Source organism: Streptomyces aurantiacus (assembly GCF_027107535.1).
GTDB lineage: Bacteria > Actinomycetota > Actinomycetes > Streptomycetales > Streptomycetaceae > Streptomyces.
This window is the reverse complement of the sequence record NZ_CP114283.1, coordinates 1,010,014-1,025,503: the sequence shown is the minus strand read 5'-3', so window position 1 is coordinate 1,025,503 and position 15,490 is coordinate 1,010,014. Positions and strand designations below refer to the sequence as shown.

Sequence of the window (15,490 nt, the reverse complement as noted above, 5' to 3'; positions counted from 1 at the left end):
GTCGAGCCCTCAGGAGAGATACACGCCGCCCACGACGACCACGACCGCGGCCAGCACGAAGACCAGCGCCCACAGCAGCGGCCTGCCGGTACCGGGCGCGGGTTCGTAGCGCGGCGGCTCGCCCTCCCCAGGCGCGTGCCCCGTCACTGTGCCGCCGTCACCACAGCCGCCTGTGGCCTTATCGGCAGCCGGTTCACCGGGCGCCCCGTGGCCGCCCGTACCGCGGAAGCGACCGCGGCGGGGGACGTGACCACCGGTACCGCGCTGACGGCCTTCGCGCCGAAGGGCGCGACCACGTCGCGCTCCTCGACGAGCTTGACGATGCGGATGTCGGGGGCGTCGAGGGCGGTCGGCAGCGCGTACCCGGTGAGGTCGGGGTGGCGCACCAGCCCGCGCGCGGTGCGCAGGTTCTCCGTGAGGGCGACGCCGATGCCCTGTGTGACGCCCGCCTCGATCCGTGCGGTGAGCTGTGCGGGGTTCAGAATGCGGCCCACGTCCTGGGCGAGCGCCAGTTCGACCACCCGTACCGAGCCGAGTTCGATGTCCACGTCCACGACCGCGCGGATCGCGCAGAAGGCCAGGCCCACGAAGGCGTCACCCTGGCCCGTGCCGTCCAGCGGCTCGGTGGGGTGCGGGCGGCACTGCGCGGTGGCCCACAGCTCCTTGCCGTCCATCGCCTCCATGACGGTGGTCGACAGCACACCGTCGTACGAGGTGATCTTGCCGTCGGTGATCTGGAGGAGCTCGGTGGACATGCCGAACTTGTGCGCCAGGGGCTGCAGCAGCTGTGTGCGGACCATCTTGGCGGCCCGCTCGACGGCGCCGCCGGACACCCAGGTGTGGCGGCCGCGGCAGCTGGGGCCGGCCGGGGGCTGATCGGTGTCCACGGAGGCGACGTGCACCTCTTCGATGCCGAGCGTCTCCTGGACGATCTGGCGGGCCAGCGTGGTGAAGCCCTGTCCGGTCTCCACGGCCGCGCAGAGCACGGTGGCGATGCCGTCGTGGACCTTCACGGTGGCGGTCGAGACCTCGTCCGTGCCCTCGGCGCCGAGCATGTGGACCATGCCCAGCGCGTAGCCGACGCCACGCCGTACGGCGCCGGGCTCACCGGCGCCCTCGGGGCCGCCCGGGAGCAGCCACTCCTCCTCGGGGGTGTCCTTCGGGAGGGCGGGCAGCGGGAAGTCCTGGACGGCCTGCAGCAGTTCGGCGACCGGGGCGGGGCACGTCACCGTCTGACCGGTGGGCAGCACGTCCCCGGTGGCCAGTACGTTGCGCAGGCGCAGTTCGGCCGGGTCGGCGCCCAGCTTCTTCGCCAGCTTGTCCATCTGGGCCTCGTAGGCGGCGCACACCTGCATGGCGCCCTCACCGCGCACGTGGCCGGAGGGCGGGTTGTTGGTGCGCACGACCCAGCCCTCGATGAAGGCGTTCGGGACGACGTACGGGCCGCAGGCGAAGGAGACGGCGGCGGCGAGGGCCTCCGACGAGGTGTCCGCGTACGCCCCCGCGTCGAGGAGGATCTGCGCCTCGACCTTCACCAGCCTGCCCTCGGCGTCCGCGTGGTGGCGGTAGCGCAGGAGGGTGGGGTGGCGGTGGACGTGCCCGAGGAAGGATTCTTCGCGCGTTGCGGTGATTTTGACAGGACATCCTGTCTTCAGGGCAAGCAGTCCCAGGGGGAGCTGGAAACCCTGGTCCTCGCGGTCCGCGGTGGCGCCGGGCACGCCGGTGACGACGACCTTCACGCGCTCCGGTTCCAGCCCGTAGCAGGCGGCGGCCGTGTCCCGGTCGGTGTGCGGGTCGGTGGAGGCCACGTAGAGCTCGACCCCGCCGTCGGGGCGGGGCACGGCGAGGCCGGCCTCCGCGCCGATCGGGGCCGGGTCCTGGCGGCCGATGCGGTACAGGCCCTCGACGACGATGTCGCCCGCCGCGTCCGGGTCGCCGTGACGCAGCGGGATGTGGCGGATCAGGTTGCCGTCGGGGTGCAGGGGTTCGGCCTCGAAGGCCTGCTCCGGGTCCGTCACCGGGTCGAGGACCTCGTACTCGACGATGACGGCGGCGGCGGCCATGCGCGCGGTGTCGGGGTGGTCCGCGGCGACGGCGGCGATGGGCTCGCCGTGGTGGCGTACGACGTCGGAGGCGAACACCGGGCGGTCGGCCCTGCCGCGGCCGTGCAGCGCGGCTCCGGGCACGTCCTCGTGCGTGATGACGGCCCGTACGCCGGGCATCTCGCGCGCGTGGGTCGTGTCGACGGACAGGATGCGCGCGTGCGGGTGCGGCGATCTGAGGACGGCCGCCCACAGGAGGCCCTCGGCCCACAGGTCCGCCGCGTACGGGAAGGTGCCCTCCGTCTTGGCACGGGCCTCCGCGGTCGGCAGGGACACGCCGAGGCCGTGCGGGGGCGGCTCGGGAGCGGTGCCGGGCTCCGCGGTGGTCGCGGTGGCGGTGTCGTTGCTCACGCCTGGCCTCCGTCCTGGCCGTAGGGCTGGTGGGGCTCGAACGCGGACGGGTTGACGCCTCCGGCCCCCGGGCCCGCCTGGTGCGGGATACGGGCCTCGTCGGCGTCCGCGGCGCTGTCCGCCGCCGCGTGGGTCTCGCGCTCGGACACGACGTCGCGGACGGCGTCCAGGACGCCCCGGTAGCCGGAGCACCGGCACAGGTTGCCGCACAGCGCCTGGCGGGTCTCCAGCTCGGTCGGCGCGGGATTGCCCTCGAGGAGGTCGTGCACGGTCATCGCCATGCCGGGGATGCAGAAGCCGCACTGGACGGCGCCGCACTTCGCGAGGGCCCGCTGGACGTCCGAGGGCTGCCCGTCGGCGGCGAGTCCTTCGACGGTGCGTACCTCGCTCCCGGCGGCGGTCACGCCGGGCACGAGGCAGGACGCCACGAGCCGTCCGTCCACCTGCACGTTGCAGGCCCCGCACTCGCCCTGCGAGCAGCCGTCCTTGGCGCCCGCGAGGCCGAGCCGTTCACGCAGGACGTAGAGCAGGGACTCGCCGATCCAGGCGTCGGTCACGGGCCGTTCGACACCGTTCACCCGCAGGACGTACGAGGCCAGGGGGTGGTCGTTGTGCGGGGGGATGCCCTGGGAGTCGTCGGCGGGGGGCACCTCGGCGGCGGCGCCGGTCTCCGCGACGTCCGCGGGGTCCTCGCCGGGCTCCTCCGAAGAGGCCGTCTCCGGCTCGGGGGCCGATTCACCGGCGGGCTCCGGGAGGTCGTGACGGGCCTCGGCCGCCTCCCCGTGCTCCGGATCGCGCTCCACGGAGACCGCGATCTCGTCGGCGTGCTCTCCGGAGACGTCGATGATCTCGGCGGCACCGTGCTCGGCGGGTGCGGGGCCGAGGGCGCCGTCCCCGGCGTGGGGCGCGGCCTCCTCGGCGGGCGGCGGCAGAGCCTCGGCGGGCTGCTGCGCCCACGGCTCGTCGGCCCAGGGCGCGGCGGCCCCTCCGGGCAGCGTGGCGGGCGGGGTTCCGCCCCACTGCTCGACCAGCGACGACGTGGTGAACTCGCCGGACTCGTCGGGCAGATCACCGTCGGCGACGGGAATGGACCACTGTCCGGTCACGTCGTGGCCGGGCGCGGCCGGGCCGTCCTGTGCGGGCTGGTCGAAAGTCCACTGGCCGGTGGACCCGGGGTTGTACGCGAACGAGTCCTGAGCGGGCTGCCGGTGCTCCTCGGGGAGGGCGTTCGGGTCGGGCCACTGCACGGGCTGCGGCTGCCCGGAGCCGGCCACCTCGGGCGGTACGGCCCAGGAGCCGGTGGACGACGGGTCGCCGGGCGCGACCGTTATCGGCGGCGGTACGTAGCCGTGGCCGGGCGCGGCGAGCGGCGAGTCCGCGAGCAGGGCGTCGATGCCGCCTTCGGGGAGCTTGACGAAGGCGGTGGCGCCGTCGTCGTAGTCGCCCTGGGGCAGCGGATCCCAGCGGCTGCCCCCCGGGGGCGTGCTCTCGCCGTGCTGGTCGTCGGTCACGAAAGTGCCCTCCCCAGTGCTCGTCGGGCCAGCGCGGCGACGGTGCGCCGCAGGTGCAGTACGGCGGGCGGCAGCTGCGGCACGGAACCGTCCTCGGCGGGTACCGGATCGGGGATGCAGGCCGCGGCGACGTACTCCCCGAAGGCGTTCAGCGCCTCGGGGACGATCGCACGGTTGTTGTCCCAGTCGATCAGCGACGCGACCCACTGCTCGGCGTCCAGGGGCCGCAGCGGCATCGGCGCTATGGCGCCCACGGCACACCGCACTCCGCGCCGGGCGGGGTCGAGGACGAGCGACACGGACGCGATGGCGCGCCCGGGGCCGGTGCGTCCGGTCGCCTTCAGGAAGACCTGCGGCGCGTGCAGCAGCGGCACGCGCACATACCCGATGAGTTCGCCGCCGCGGAGCATCTCCATGCCCGCGAGCAGGTGCGAGACGGGGATCTCACGGCGGGCGCCGCCCGGGCCCGCGATGATGAGGGTCGCCTCCAGGGCGGCCAGCACGGGCAGCGCGTCCCCGGTGGGGGACGCGGAGGCGATGTTGCCGCCCAGGGTGCCCGCGTTGCGGATCTGCGGCGGTCCGGCAGCCCTCGAGGCCGCCGCGAGGGCGGGGATGAGGGCGGCGAAGTCGGGGCGTCCCATACGGGCGTGGGTGAGGCCCGCGCCGAGGAGCGCGTGGCCGTCCTGGTACTGCCAGCCGCGGATCTCGCTGATCCGGCCGAGGCCGACGAGCGCGGCGGGCCTCAGCTGCCCGGAGTTGACGGAGGCCATGAGATCGGTGCCGCCGGCCACGGGAACGGCTGCGGGCATGGCGGCGAGCGCCGCCACGGCCTCGTCCAGCGAGGCGGGCAGCGTCACGGCCTGCGCCGCCTGCGGTGCGTGCGTGGTCAAACCGGCTGCCCCTTCCCGCTGCCCCACCTGGTCCCACCTGTGTTGCCGTACGGTACGTGCTGACAGGGCGGACGTGGCAACTCTGGCACATCTTCCCCGCCCCTCGACGCGGGGGTCCGCTAGGAGGCATTCCTGCCCACCCTCGACGGATGGTCCGTTTTCGCACCACATCGCCCGTCAGCGCACATTGACAGTCTTCGGTGCCCCTTGGGCACCTTTCTCCTTCGGGGCCACCGTCCCAGGGCAACCGCATCGGACGACACCCCCTGGAAGCCGCCTCACACGTTCGGGGGCGCTCCCTCGATCGGGCGTCCGAGCACTCCGGGACGCCGCTGCCACGGCAACGGCCCGGTGGGCGGCCGGTAGTCGACCCCCAGGGCGTCAAGTCGCGGGTAGTGGCCGGTCATCCGCCGTTCGAAGTCCGCGAAGTCGCGTTCCACGGGCGCGGGCAGGGCGCTCCAGGCGACCTCGGCGAAGGCCGCAAGCCGCGGGAAGGCCTGGTAGTCCACGCGTGACCGGTCCTCCATCACCTCGGTCCACAGGTTGGCCTGGGTGCCCAGCACGTGCCGCGCCTGCCCGGGGGTCAACTCCGGTGGCACGGGCTCGAAGCGGTAGACGTCCTCCAGGGTGCGGACGTAGCCGATGGGCACCGGCTCGTTCGGCCCGTCGGCCTGGCGGTGGTCCAGGTACACCTGCTGCTCGGGGCACATGACGACGTCGTGGCCTGCCCGGGCGGCCGTGATGCCGCCCTGGTAGCCGCGCCAGGAGGAGACGGCGGCGCCCGGGGCCAGCCCGCCCTCCAGGATCTCGTCCCAGCCGATGAGCCGGCGCCCTCGCGCGCTCAGCCAGGCGTCGAAGTGGCGGATGAACCAGGACTGCAGCGCGTCCTCGTCCGCAAGGCCCAGTTCCCTGATCCGTGCCTGCGCGGCGGGGGACGCCTTCCACTGGTCCTTGGCGCACTCGTCGCCGCCGACGTGGACGAACTCCGAGGGGAACAGGCCGAGGAGTTCCTCGAAGACGCCCTCGTAGAAGCGAAGGACGTTGTCAGTGGGGGCGAGTACGTTTTTGGAGACGCCCCAGGTGTCCCAGACGGAGAGGGAGAGCGTGTCGACGACATCGGTGTTGCCGAGTTCCGGATATGCGGCGACGGCGGCCTGCGAGTGCCCCGGGATGTCGATTTCGGGGACGACGGCGATATGCCGCTCGGCGGCGTACGCGACGATCTCGCGGATGTCGTCCTGGGTGTAGAAGCCCCCGTGCGGCTTCTCCTCCCAGTGGGGCGAGGCGCGATGGCCGAATTTGGTGCGCGCCCGCCATGATCCGGTCTCCGTGAGCTTCGGATACCGCTGGATCTCGATTCGCCAGCCCTGGTCGTCCGTGAGATGGAAGTGGAAGACGTTCAGCTTGTGCGCGGCCATCAGGTCGAGACAGCGCAGTACGCCGTCCTTCGGCATGAAGTGCCGCGAGACGTCGAGCATGAGCCCGCGCCAGCCGAATCGCGGCGCGTCCTCGACGGTTTGCCGCGGGACGACATGGGTGACACCGGGCCGTACGGGAGCTCGCCGGAAAGCGTCCGGGCCGATGAGCTGACGCAGCGTCTGGGCACCCCAGAACACTCCGGCGGGACCTCCGCCCCGGATCTCGATTCCGTGTCCGGCGTCGATGTCGAGTACGTACGCCTCCGCCCCCAGCGAGTCGTCGATGCGCAACCGCACGGTGCTCACGGCGTTTTCACCGCACTCCGCGCCCTCCGTGTTCGCTGCGTTCTCCGTGTTCGCTGCGTTCTCCGCGTTCTCCGCGTTCTCCGCGTGCTCTGGATTCTCGTCGCCCGGCGGCAGCGAGAGGCCCAGGGCGGCGCCGAGGGTGAGGCGCAGCCAGCGTTCGGTGGTGCCCGTACCGGGTCCGGCCCACAGGGTGGTGCCCGCGTCGAGCGGGACGCCGCCGCCCGCGGACTCCCGCACCGATCGGGGCGCCGGAATCACACCGGGCGAGGTCGGGCCGTTCGGCATCGCGTCGCTCACGTCAGTCCTTCACCGCGCCGCCCAGTCCGGAGACCAGGCGCCGCTGTACGAGTACGAAGAAGATCAGCACCGGAATGGTCATCACCGTGGACGCGGCCATCACGCCGCCCCAGTCCGGGTCGTCGGGCTTGTAGAAGACGAGGAGGGCCATCGGCAGCGTGGACTGGGAGGTGTCGCTGATGATGAAGGACTTGGCGAACAGGAAGTCGTTCCAGGCGGAGATGAACGAGAAGACGCTGGTGGCGACGAGCCCCGGAAAGACCAGTGGGAAAAGGATCTGCCACAGGAACCGCGTCCGGCTCGCCCCGTCGATGTAGGCGGCCTCCTCCAGCGCCTCGGGGACGGCTTTCACGAAACCCCGCAGCATCCAGATCGCGAAGGGCAGCGAGAAGGCGATGTGCGGCAGGATCAGCGAGCCCAGCGTGTTGAGCTGTCCGAAGTCCCGCATCTGGAAGAAGAGGGGGATCGTCAGGGCTTCGATGGGCACCATCTGCGCGACCAGGAACATGATCAGCAGGGTGGTCCGGAACCGGAAGCGGAAGCGTGTCACGGCGGTCGCCGCGAGAAACGCGATGAGCGCCGACACGGCGACCACGGTGACCGCCACGACGACACTGTTGAGGAAGTAACGGCCGAATTCCTGCTGCCCGAAGACACGCCGGAAGGAATCCAGGGTCGGGGACAGCGTCCAGGGCCGCGGCTCGGTCGACTCGATCTCCCCGGCGGGCTTGAAGGCGCTGAGCGCCATCCAGTAGAGGGGGAATGCGACGACCGCCGCGATCAACAGCGCCGAGACCTCCGCGGCCAGCCGCCACGGCCGCCGTACGGAACGGCGTACGAATCCTCGTACGAATCCCGTTCGCCGTACGGGACTCGGGGATCCCGGCGAACTCGCGGATGCCACGGAATGCCTGGACGTCACGGAACTCACAGCTCTTCCCCCTGCCTTCGCAGCAGTCTCAGATATACGAGCGTGACCGCCAGCAGAATCAGCAGCATCACCACTCCGATCGCCGACCCGAGGCTGTACTGGGAGGACGCGAAGGCCTTCTGGTAGGCGTACACGTTCAGCACGAGGTTCTGGCCGGCGATGCCGCCGCCGTTCGTCATGACGTAGATCTGCGTGAATACCTTGAAGTCCCAGATGACCGACTGGATGGTGACGACCACGAGGATCGGGCGGAGCATCGGCGCCAGCACCGAGCGCCAGATCCGCCACTGGGAGGCGCCGTCGAGGGACGCGGCTTCCAGGACCTCGGAGGGCACGGCCCGGATGCCCGCGTACACCGTGACCATCACGAACGGGAAGGAGCACCACACCACTTCGAGCAGGACGAGGGCGAAGGCGCTGTACCGGCCGTACGTCCACGAATGGTCGCCGAGTCCCAGGATCCGGTTGACCGGCCCGAAGTCGGGGTCGAACAGGAGCAGCCACACCGTCGACCCGGTGACCGCGGGTGTCGCCCAGGCGCCGAGCGCGGCCAGCATCAGGGCGAGCCGCGGCACGGCACGGACACGTGTCAGGAGGACGGCGAGCGCGCAGCCGACCGCCAGCGTCGACATGACACACGCCGTCGCGAACACCACCGTCGCCAGCAGGACCTGCCAGAACTGCTCGTCCCCGAAGAGCGTCGCGTAGTTCCCGAAACCCTCGAAGGTCGTCGGCTCCCCACCACTGACCTGGGCCTGTGTGTACTCGAGGAACGAGATCAGGCCGAGCTGGTAGACGGGATAGACGAGCAGCCCGCCGATGACCACGAGGGCGGGGGCGAGATAGAGCCAGGGCGTCCAGCCGCCGCGGGCGAGCGGTGACCTGCGTCCCGTCGTCGCGCCGCGTCCGGGCCGGGGCGCCCCGCGGGCGCCCCGGGCCGGGGCGCCCTTCACCGGGCCGGGTCCGCCGGCCCGGCGGACCGCGACCGCGGTCGCGGCCTCGGAGGAGCCCGGCGCGGAGGCGGGCGCCGGTCCTGCTTCCCGGAGCCCGCCCGGTGTCGTCGGTCCGGGCTCCTTCGGGGCCTGTTCGCCGCCGGGCGGCGGTACGGGCCCCGGAAGCGGACGGTTCGTCATCCGGCTCATCCCGCGGAGCTGAACGCGGCGTTCATCTTCTTGGCCGCGTCCTTCGAGGCGGCCGCCACGTCCTTGCGTCCGCTGACGACCTCCTGGAACATCGTCGGCAGGACCAGGGACGCGTCGATCTGGGACCAGGCGGGTGAGGCCGGGACGAACTTGGCGCCCGCGCCCAGGGTCTTCACGAAGGGCCCGACGAACGGCTCGCGCTTCGCGACGTCCTGGCGCACGTCCGTGAACGTCGGCAGGAAGCCCATCGCGTCGAAGAGCGCGCCCTGCGTCTTCTTGGACGCGAGCTGCTCCATCAGGTCGACGGCGAGCGTGCGGTGCGAGGTGCTGTCGAGCACGCCGAGGTTGTTGCCGCCCGCGAAGGCGGGTGCGATCTCACCCGACGTGACGCCCGGCAGCGGCACGACGGCGTACTTCCCCTTGACCTTCCCCGCCTCGATCGCCGCGTGGCTGAAGTCGCCGCCGATGGCCATGCCGGCCTTGCCGGAGGCGAACGCAGTGACGGTGTCGTTGCCGCCCATGCCCGCGCACTTGGCCGCCGGACAGTTGTCGTCACCGAAGAGAGAGGTGTACGCCTTGATTCCCTTCTGGGCCGCCGCGGTGTCGATCGTCGAGGCGTACGATCCGCCCCTGCCCTGGGCGATCTCGCCGCCGTTGGCCCAGATGAACGGCATCGCGCCGTACGTGTAGGCGCCGCCGACCGCGAGACCGTACAGCTCCGGCTTCGCCTGCCGGATCGCCTTGGCCTTGGCGATCAACTCGTTCTGGGTCTTCGGTACTTCGAGATCCAGTTCCTTGAAGACGTCGGTGCGGTAGTAGAGAGCGCGGACGCCGACGAAGTACGGGGCCCCGTAGATCCTGCCGTCGACCGTGACGGACTGCCGGGCCGTCGGGTCGGTGTCCTTCGACTCGTTCCAGTCCGCGAACTCCTTGGTGACGTCCGCGAGTCCGCCGTCCTTGACGTAGCCGGCGGTGTCCGTGTTCCCGTACTCGATGAGGTCGGGGGCGCTCTTGGGGTCGTTGAAGGCGGCCTTTATCTTCTCGGCGCGGGTCTCGACGGGGATGTACTGGACGTCGACCTTCGTGCCCTTGTGGGCCTTCTCGAAGGCGGTGACGACCCCGTCGACCACCTTCTCCTTGGGCGCGTTGGTGACCTCCTGGAAGAGCCACACGCGCAGGGTGCCGCTCTTCTCGTCCTTGCCACCGGAGTTGTCGGAGGACTCCGGGGCGCAGGCGGTCGCCGTGAGCCCGGCGACGACGAGCGCGGCGATCGGTGCGGCCATGCGGGCAGAGAGATGAGAGAGCTTCATGGGGCGTCCTCCGGGGGAGCGCGTTGCAGCCTGTGCAATGGGGGTTTTGCGCTGCACAACACGTCGGAGGCTATGGAGTACAGGAACATGCCCACAAGAGGTCTCAACCACTCTGTGACCGGCGGAAGCACTCCGTGCAACGGACGGGCAGGACAAAGGCCCCGGATGCGCCGAGAGCGCGCCCCGGCACGCCGGGTTCACCCGCCGGGGAGGGACACCCGCACGAACCGGCCGGCCGGCGGAGGCGGGAGGCTCCGGGCACGACTCGGCCGCGGCACCCCGCACCGGGGCCCGCGGCCGTACTCCGTCTACGCGGCGCCCGTAAGGCCACCGGAGGCGCTACTTGTCGCCGCCCTTGCCCTTGCCGTCGTCGCCGCCCGCGCCCATGGACTCGTAGATCTCCTTGCACATGGGACACACGGGGTACTTCTTCGGGTCCCGGCCCGGGACCCACACCTTGCCGCAGAGCGCGACGACGGGTGTGCCGTCGAGCGCGCTCGCCATGATCTTGTCCTTCTGGACGTAGTGGGCGAAGCGCTCGTGGTCCCCGTCGCCGTGCGACGTCTGCGGCGTCGGCTCTACGAGGGTTCCCGTCCCAGTGCCTCGCTGGGGCTGGGTTTCAGGCTCAAGAGTGCTCATGAACGCAAGAGTACTGAAGGCCGGCGGCATCAGTTCAGCGAAGGGTCGTCCGGATAGGTGGCCACCATCGCCAGTTCGCTGCGCTGGCGGCGCAGCACCTCGCGCCACAGCCGCTCCGGAGCGGGCGAGGAGACGTCCCCGGGCTCGGACTCGACCACGTACCAGGCGCCCTCGACCAGTTCGTCCTCCAGCTGCCCGGGCCCCCAGCCCGCGTACCCCGCGAAGATCCTGAGCGAGCCGAGCGCCGAGGCGAGCAGCTCCGGCGGGGCCTCCAGGTCGACAAGCCCTATCGCGCCGTGCACACGGCGCCAGCCGAGCGGCGTGCGCTCCCCGGAGGCGCCCCCCGGGATGACCGCCACGCCGAGCGCCGAGTCCAGCGAGACAGGACCGCCCTGGAAGACGACCCCGGGCTCCCCCGCCAGTTCCGCCCAGCCCGCGAGGATGTCGCCGACGTCCACCGGGGTGGGGCGGTTGAGGACGACGCCGAGGGAGCCCTGCTCGTCGTGGTCGAGGAGCAGCACCACAGCGCGGTCGAAGTTGGGGTCCGACAGGGCGGGTGCGGCCACGAGCAGCCGCCCTGTGAGCGAGGACACCTCGGTCATGCCAGACATGATCTCGCATCTTCCCTGCATGAGGGGAGGCAATGGCCGTATGCAGCTCAGGGCGTACAGATGCAGGCAGAGCGCACGGACCGGCCGGTGACCCCGTGTGTCCGATTCGCAGCGGTTCGTGTTGTGGCAAAGCTATGACGTCCTCGGGGCACCCTTGGGCTTACTGAAGGGGGGTAGGCGGCCATTACGCTTGCTTCTTCGGCCCTGCCCCACCAACCGGAACGCGAGATACATGACCGTCAACGGCTCAGACGACGTACTCCTTGTCCACGGCGGAACCCCGCTCGAGGGTGAGATCCGTGTCCGCGGTGCGAAGAACCTCGTACCGAAGGCCATGGTCGCCGCGCTGCTCGGCAGTGCTCCGAGTCGGCTGCGCAACGTCCCGGACATCCGTGACGTGCGGGTCGTACGCGGCCTGCTGCAGCTGCACGGTGTGACGGTCCGTCCGGGTGAGGAGCCGGGCGAGCTCATCATGGACCCGTCGCACGTGGAGAGCGCCAACGTCGCGGACATCGACGCGCACGCGGGTTCGTCGCGCATCCCGATCCTGTTCTGCGGCCCCCTGCTGCACCGCCTCGGTCACGCGTTCATCCCGGGCCTCGGCGGCTGCGACATCGGCGGCCGGCCCATCGACTTCCACTTCGAGGTGCTGCGGCAGTTCGGCGCGAAGATCGAGAAGCGCGCGGACGGGCAGTACCTGGAGGCTCCGCAGCGGCTGCGCGGCACCAAGATCGAGCTGCCGTACCCGTCCGTCGGCGCGACCGAGCAGGTGCTCCTGACGGCCGTCCTCGCGGAGGGCGTCACGGAGCTCGCGAACGCCGCGGTGGAGCCGGAGATCGAGGACCTGATCTGCGTCCTGCAGAAAATGGGCGCGATCATCGCGATGGACACGGACCGCACCATCCGCGTCACGGGCGTCGACAAGCTCGGCGGCTACACCCATGCGGCCCTGCCGGACCGCCTGGAGGCCGCCTCGTGGGCTTCCGCGGCGCTGGCGACCGAAGGCAACATCTACGTCCGCGGCGCCCAGCAGCGCTCGATGATGACGTTCCTGAACACCTACCGGAAGGTGGGCGGCGCCTTCGAGATCGACGACGAGGGCATCCGCTTCTGGCACCCCGGCGGCCAGCTCAAGTCGATCGCGCTGGAGACGGACGTGCACCCCGGCTTCCAGACCGACTGGCAGCAGCCCCTGGTGGTCGCCCTGACGCAGGCCACCGGCCTCTCCATCGTCCACGAGACGGTGTACGAGTCCCGCCTCGGCTTCACCTCCGCGCTCAACCAGATGGGCGCACACATCCAGCTCTACCGCGAGTGCCTCGGCGGCTCCCACTGCCGTTTCGGGCAGCGCAACTTCCTCCATTCGGCGGTCGTGTCGGGCCCCACGAAGCTCCAGGGCGCCGACCTGGTCATCCCCGACCTGCGCGGCGGTTTCTCGTACCTCATCGCGGCGCTGGCGGCCCAGGGCACCTCCCGGGTCCACGGCATCGACCTGATCAACCGCGGCTACGAGAACTTCATGGAGAAGCTCGTCGAGCTGGGCGCGAAGGTGGAACTGCCGGGGAAGGCCCTCGGCTAGCGGATTCACGTGAGGGGGCTCCGGATGTCCGGAGCCCCCTCACGCACGCGATGGGGCGGTCACCCGTAACCGGGTGACCGCCCCATCGGCGTCGTGTGACCTCGTACGTCGTCCCGGGACGTACGGGAAGGCCTGACTACTTGCCCTTGGCGGCTTCCTTGAGCTTGCTGCCCGCGGAGACCTTGACGCTGTAGCCGGCCGGGATCTGGATCGGCTCACCGGTCTGCGGGTTGCGGGCGGTGCGAGCGGCACGGTGGGTGCGCTCGAAGGTCAGGAAGCCGGGGATGGTGACCTTCTCGTCGCCCTTGGCGACGATCTCGCCGACGGTCTCGGCGAAGGCGGCCAGAACGGCGTCGGCGTCCTTGCGGGTCACCTCGGCACGGTCGGCCAGCGCGGCCACCAGCTCACTGCGGTTCATGTTGTTACTCCCGTGTTCTTCTTGCCGTTGAGGCGTGCCACGCGGCGGAGCCGCATATCGGGCACGTCGAAGCCGATGCTGCCAGGGTCCTCGGCGGTCCCCGGACCCGGGTCCGTGACCGGACCCTCGCGCCCGAAGACGCATCCTGCCCCCACCTGCGGCGGGAAAGCCAATCCGGTACCCCTGGGAGTCACACGAAAAGCGCCACGGCCTCGAATTGGTGACGCTCCGTCCGCTCCCGGCGGCGGACCGCAGGGCCTGGAGGCCTGGTGGGCCCGCAGGGACTGAGCCATGGCCGCCACCCTAGAGGCGGCGCGAGGCCCGGTGTCCGGCGACGCGCCGGTACGAGGGCCGGGTGGCAACCGTCACAGCCGCCACCGGCCCGGGCGTTTTCTCCGCCCTCACCGCCTCTACCCGCTCCCGCCCCTTTCAGGCACGGGCCGCCGCTTCGGCCCCTGCGACGGCCCGGGCGAGGGCGTCCGGGCCGGGAGCGAGGGCCGGCACGGCGCCCCCTGAGGGGCCCGTCCGAGGGTTCAGACCGTCACGCCCGCGGCCTTCGCCGCGTTGCGGACCGCTCCGGCGACCGCGCCGGCGACCTTGTCGTTGAAGACGCTGGGGATGATGTAGTTCGGGTTGAGCTCGTCCTCCGTCACCACGTCCGCCAGTGCCGTTGCGGCCGCAAGCATCATCTCGGTGTTGACCGTGCGGGACTGGGCGTCCAGCAGGCCGCGGAAGACACCGGGGAAGACCAGCACGTTGTTGATCTGGTTCGGGAAGTCCGAGCGGCCGGTGGCCACGACCGCCGCCGTCAGCCGGGCGATGGCCGGGTCGACCTCGGGGTCGGGGTTCGCGAGTGCGAACACGATCGCGCCGTCGGCCATGGTGGCCAGGTCGTCGCCGTCCAGCACGTTCGGGGCCGAGACGCCGATGAAGACGTCCGAGCCGGCCACGGCCTGCTTCAGCGTCCCCGTGACGCCCTCGGGGTTGGTGTTGTCGGCGATCCACCGCAGCGGCGAGTCCGCGGCGGCCTTCACCAGGTCCTCCCGGCCCGCGTGCACGACACCGTGGATGTCGGCCACGACGGCGTGCTTGACGCCCGCGGCGAGCAGCAGCTTCAGGATGGCCGTACCGGCCGCGCCCGCGCCGGACATGACGACGCGGATGTCGCCGATGGCCTTGCCGGTCACGCGCAGGGCGTTCGTGAGCGCGGCGAGCACGACGATCGCGGTGCCGTGCTGGTCGTCGTGGAAGACCGGGATGTCGAGGGCCTCACGGAGGCGGGCCTCGATCTCGAAGCAGCGCGGGGCCGAGATGTCCTCGAGGTTGATGCCGGCGAAGCCCGGGGCGATCGCCTTGACGATCGCGACGATCTCGTCGGTGTCCTGGGTGTCCAGGCACAGCGGCCAGGCGTCGATGTCGGCGAAGCGCTTGAAGAGGGCCGCCTTGCCCTCCATGACCGGCATGGCGGCCATCGGGCCGATGTTGCCGAGGCCCAGGACCGCGGAGCCGTCCGTCACGACCGCGACGGTGTTGCGCTTGATGGTGAGGCGGCGGGCGTCCTCGGGGTTCTCGGCGATCGCCATGCACACGCGGGCCACGCCCGGCGTGTAGATCATCGAGAGGTCGTCACGGTTGCGGATGGGGTGCTTGGACGCCATCTCGATCTTGCCGCCGAGGTGCATCAGGAACGTACGGTCGGAGACCTTGCCGAGCGTGACGTCCTCGATGCCGCGCAGCTGCTCGACGATCTCCTCGGCGTGCGCCGTGGACGACGCCGCGATGGTGACGTCGATCCGGAGCTTCTCGTGGCCGGAGGCCGTCACGTCGAGGCCGGTGACCGAGCCTCCGTGTGATTCCACGGCCGTGGTGATCTGGGAGACCGCGGTACCGCTCGCGGGCACCTCCAACCGGACCGTAATCGAGTAGGAGACGCTGGGCGCCGTTGCCATGGCCGACTTCCTCTGCTTTCACCGGGTACTGCGAGC

The 15,490-nt window shown here is 71.2% G+C and carries 13 protein-coding genes; 1 reads left to right on the top strand and 12 read right to left on the bottom strand.

All coding sequences use genetic code 11. The annotated features are described in order from the left end of the window. Window positions 1-9 precede the first annotated feature (9 nt). From O1Q96_RS06260 to O1Q96_RS06215, 10 genes are all read right to left on the bottom strand, one after another. On the bottom strand, window positions 10-147 hold the full coding sequence (locus tag O1Q96_RS06260; RefSeq protein ID WP_269247212.1) for a hypothetical protein: 138 nt from the start codon (window positions 145-147) through the stop codon (window positions 10-12). Then, window positions 144-2,453, bottom strand: a complete 2,310-nt coding sequence (locus tag O1Q96_RS06255) for a xanthine dehydrogenase family protein molybdopterin-binding subunit (protein ID WP_269247211.1) — start codon at window positions 2,451-2,453, stop codon at window positions 144-146. The genes O1Q96_RS06260 and O1Q96_RS06255 overlap by 4 nt, the downstream gene beginning before the upstream one ends. Next, window positions 2,450-3,964: a 2Fe-2S iron-sulfur cluster-binding protein gene (locus O1Q96_RS06250; protein ID WP_269247210.1), complete on the bottom strand. Its 1,515-nt coding sequence runs from the start codon at window positions 3,962-3,964 to the stop codon at window positions 2,450-2,452. Before O1Q96_RS06250 ends, O1Q96_RS06255 begins: the two co-directional genes overlap by 4 nt. Beyond that, window positions 3,961-4,854, bottom strand: coding sequence for an FAD binding domain-containing protein (locus O1Q96_RS06245; protein ID WP_269247209.1), 894 nt, complete (start codon window positions 4,852-4,854; stop codon window positions 3,961-3,963). Before O1Q96_RS06245 ends, O1Q96_RS06250 begins: the two co-directional genes overlap by 4 nt. Window positions 4,855-5,132: 278 nt before the next feature. Next, window positions 5,133-6,863, bottom strand: a complete 1,731-nt coding sequence (locus O1Q96_RS06240) for a beta-N-acetylhexosaminidase (protein WP_269253502.1) — start codon at window positions 6,861-6,863, stop codon at window positions 5,133-5,135. Window positions 6,864-6,876: 13 nt separating this feature from the next. Next, window positions 6,877-7,683: a carbohydrate ABC transporter permease gene (locus O1Q96_RS06235; protein ID WP_269253501.1), complete on the bottom strand. Its 807-nt coding sequence runs from the start codon at window positions 7,681-7,683 to the stop codon at window positions 6,877-6,879. 119 nt (window positions 7,684-7,802) lie between these two features. After that, window positions 7,803-8,939, bottom strand: coding sequence for a carbohydrate ABC transporter permease (locus tag O1Q96_RS06230; RefSeq protein ID WP_269247208.1), 1,137 nt, complete (start codon window positions 8,937-8,939; stop codon window positions 7,803-7,805). Between the two features lie 5 nt (window positions 8,940-8,944). Further along, a complete protein-coding gene (locus O1Q96_RS06225; RefSeq protein WP_269247207.1) occupies window positions 8,945-10,258 on the bottom strand; it encodes an extracellular solute-binding protein in 1,314 nt (437 codons plus the stop codon). Between the two features lie 339 nt (window positions 10,259-10,597). Then, window positions 10,598-10,897 (bottom strand): DUF3039 domain-containing protein, encoded by a 300-nt coding sequence (locus tag O1Q96_RS06220; RefSeq protein WP_149514137.1) that lies wholly within the window; start codon window positions 10,895-10,897, stop codon window positions 10,598-10,600. A gap of 29 nt (window positions 10,898-10,926) precedes the next feature. Further along, on the bottom strand, window positions 10,927-11,499 hold the full coding sequence (locus O1Q96_RS06215; RefSeq protein WP_269247206.1) for a YqgE/AlgH family protein: 573 nt from the start codon (window positions 11,497-11,499) through the stop codon (window positions 10,927-10,929). Window positions 11,500-11,740: 241 nt separating this feature from the next. On the opposite strand from O1Q96_RS06215, the gene murA reads away from it, so the two are divergent. Beyond that, the gene (gene murA, locus O1Q96_RS06210; RefSeq protein WP_269247205.1) at window positions 11,741-13,087 is read left to right on the top strand and encodes a UDP-N-acetylglucosamine 1-carboxyvinyltransferase; all 1,347 of its coding nucleotides are present in this window, start codon (window positions 11,741-11,743) and stop codon (window positions 13,085-13,087) included. A gap of 136 nt (window positions 13,088-13,223) precedes the next feature. Here murA and O1Q96_RS06205 read toward each other — a convergent pair whose 3' ends face one another. Next, complete coding sequence (locus tag O1Q96_RS06205) at window positions 13,224-13,505, bottom strand: HU family DNA-binding protein (RefSeq protein WP_269247204.1); 282 nt, start codon at window positions 13,503-13,505, stop codon at window positions 13,224-13,226. Between the two features lie 533 nt (window positions 13,506-14,038). Beyond that, window positions 14,039-15,454 (bottom strand): NAD-dependent malic enzyme, encoded by a 1,416-nt coding sequence (locus O1Q96_RS06200; protein ID WP_217453425.1) that lies wholly within the window; start codon window positions 15,452-15,454, stop codon window positions 14,039-14,041. Between the last annotated feature and the right edge of the window lie 36 nt (window positions 15,455-15,490).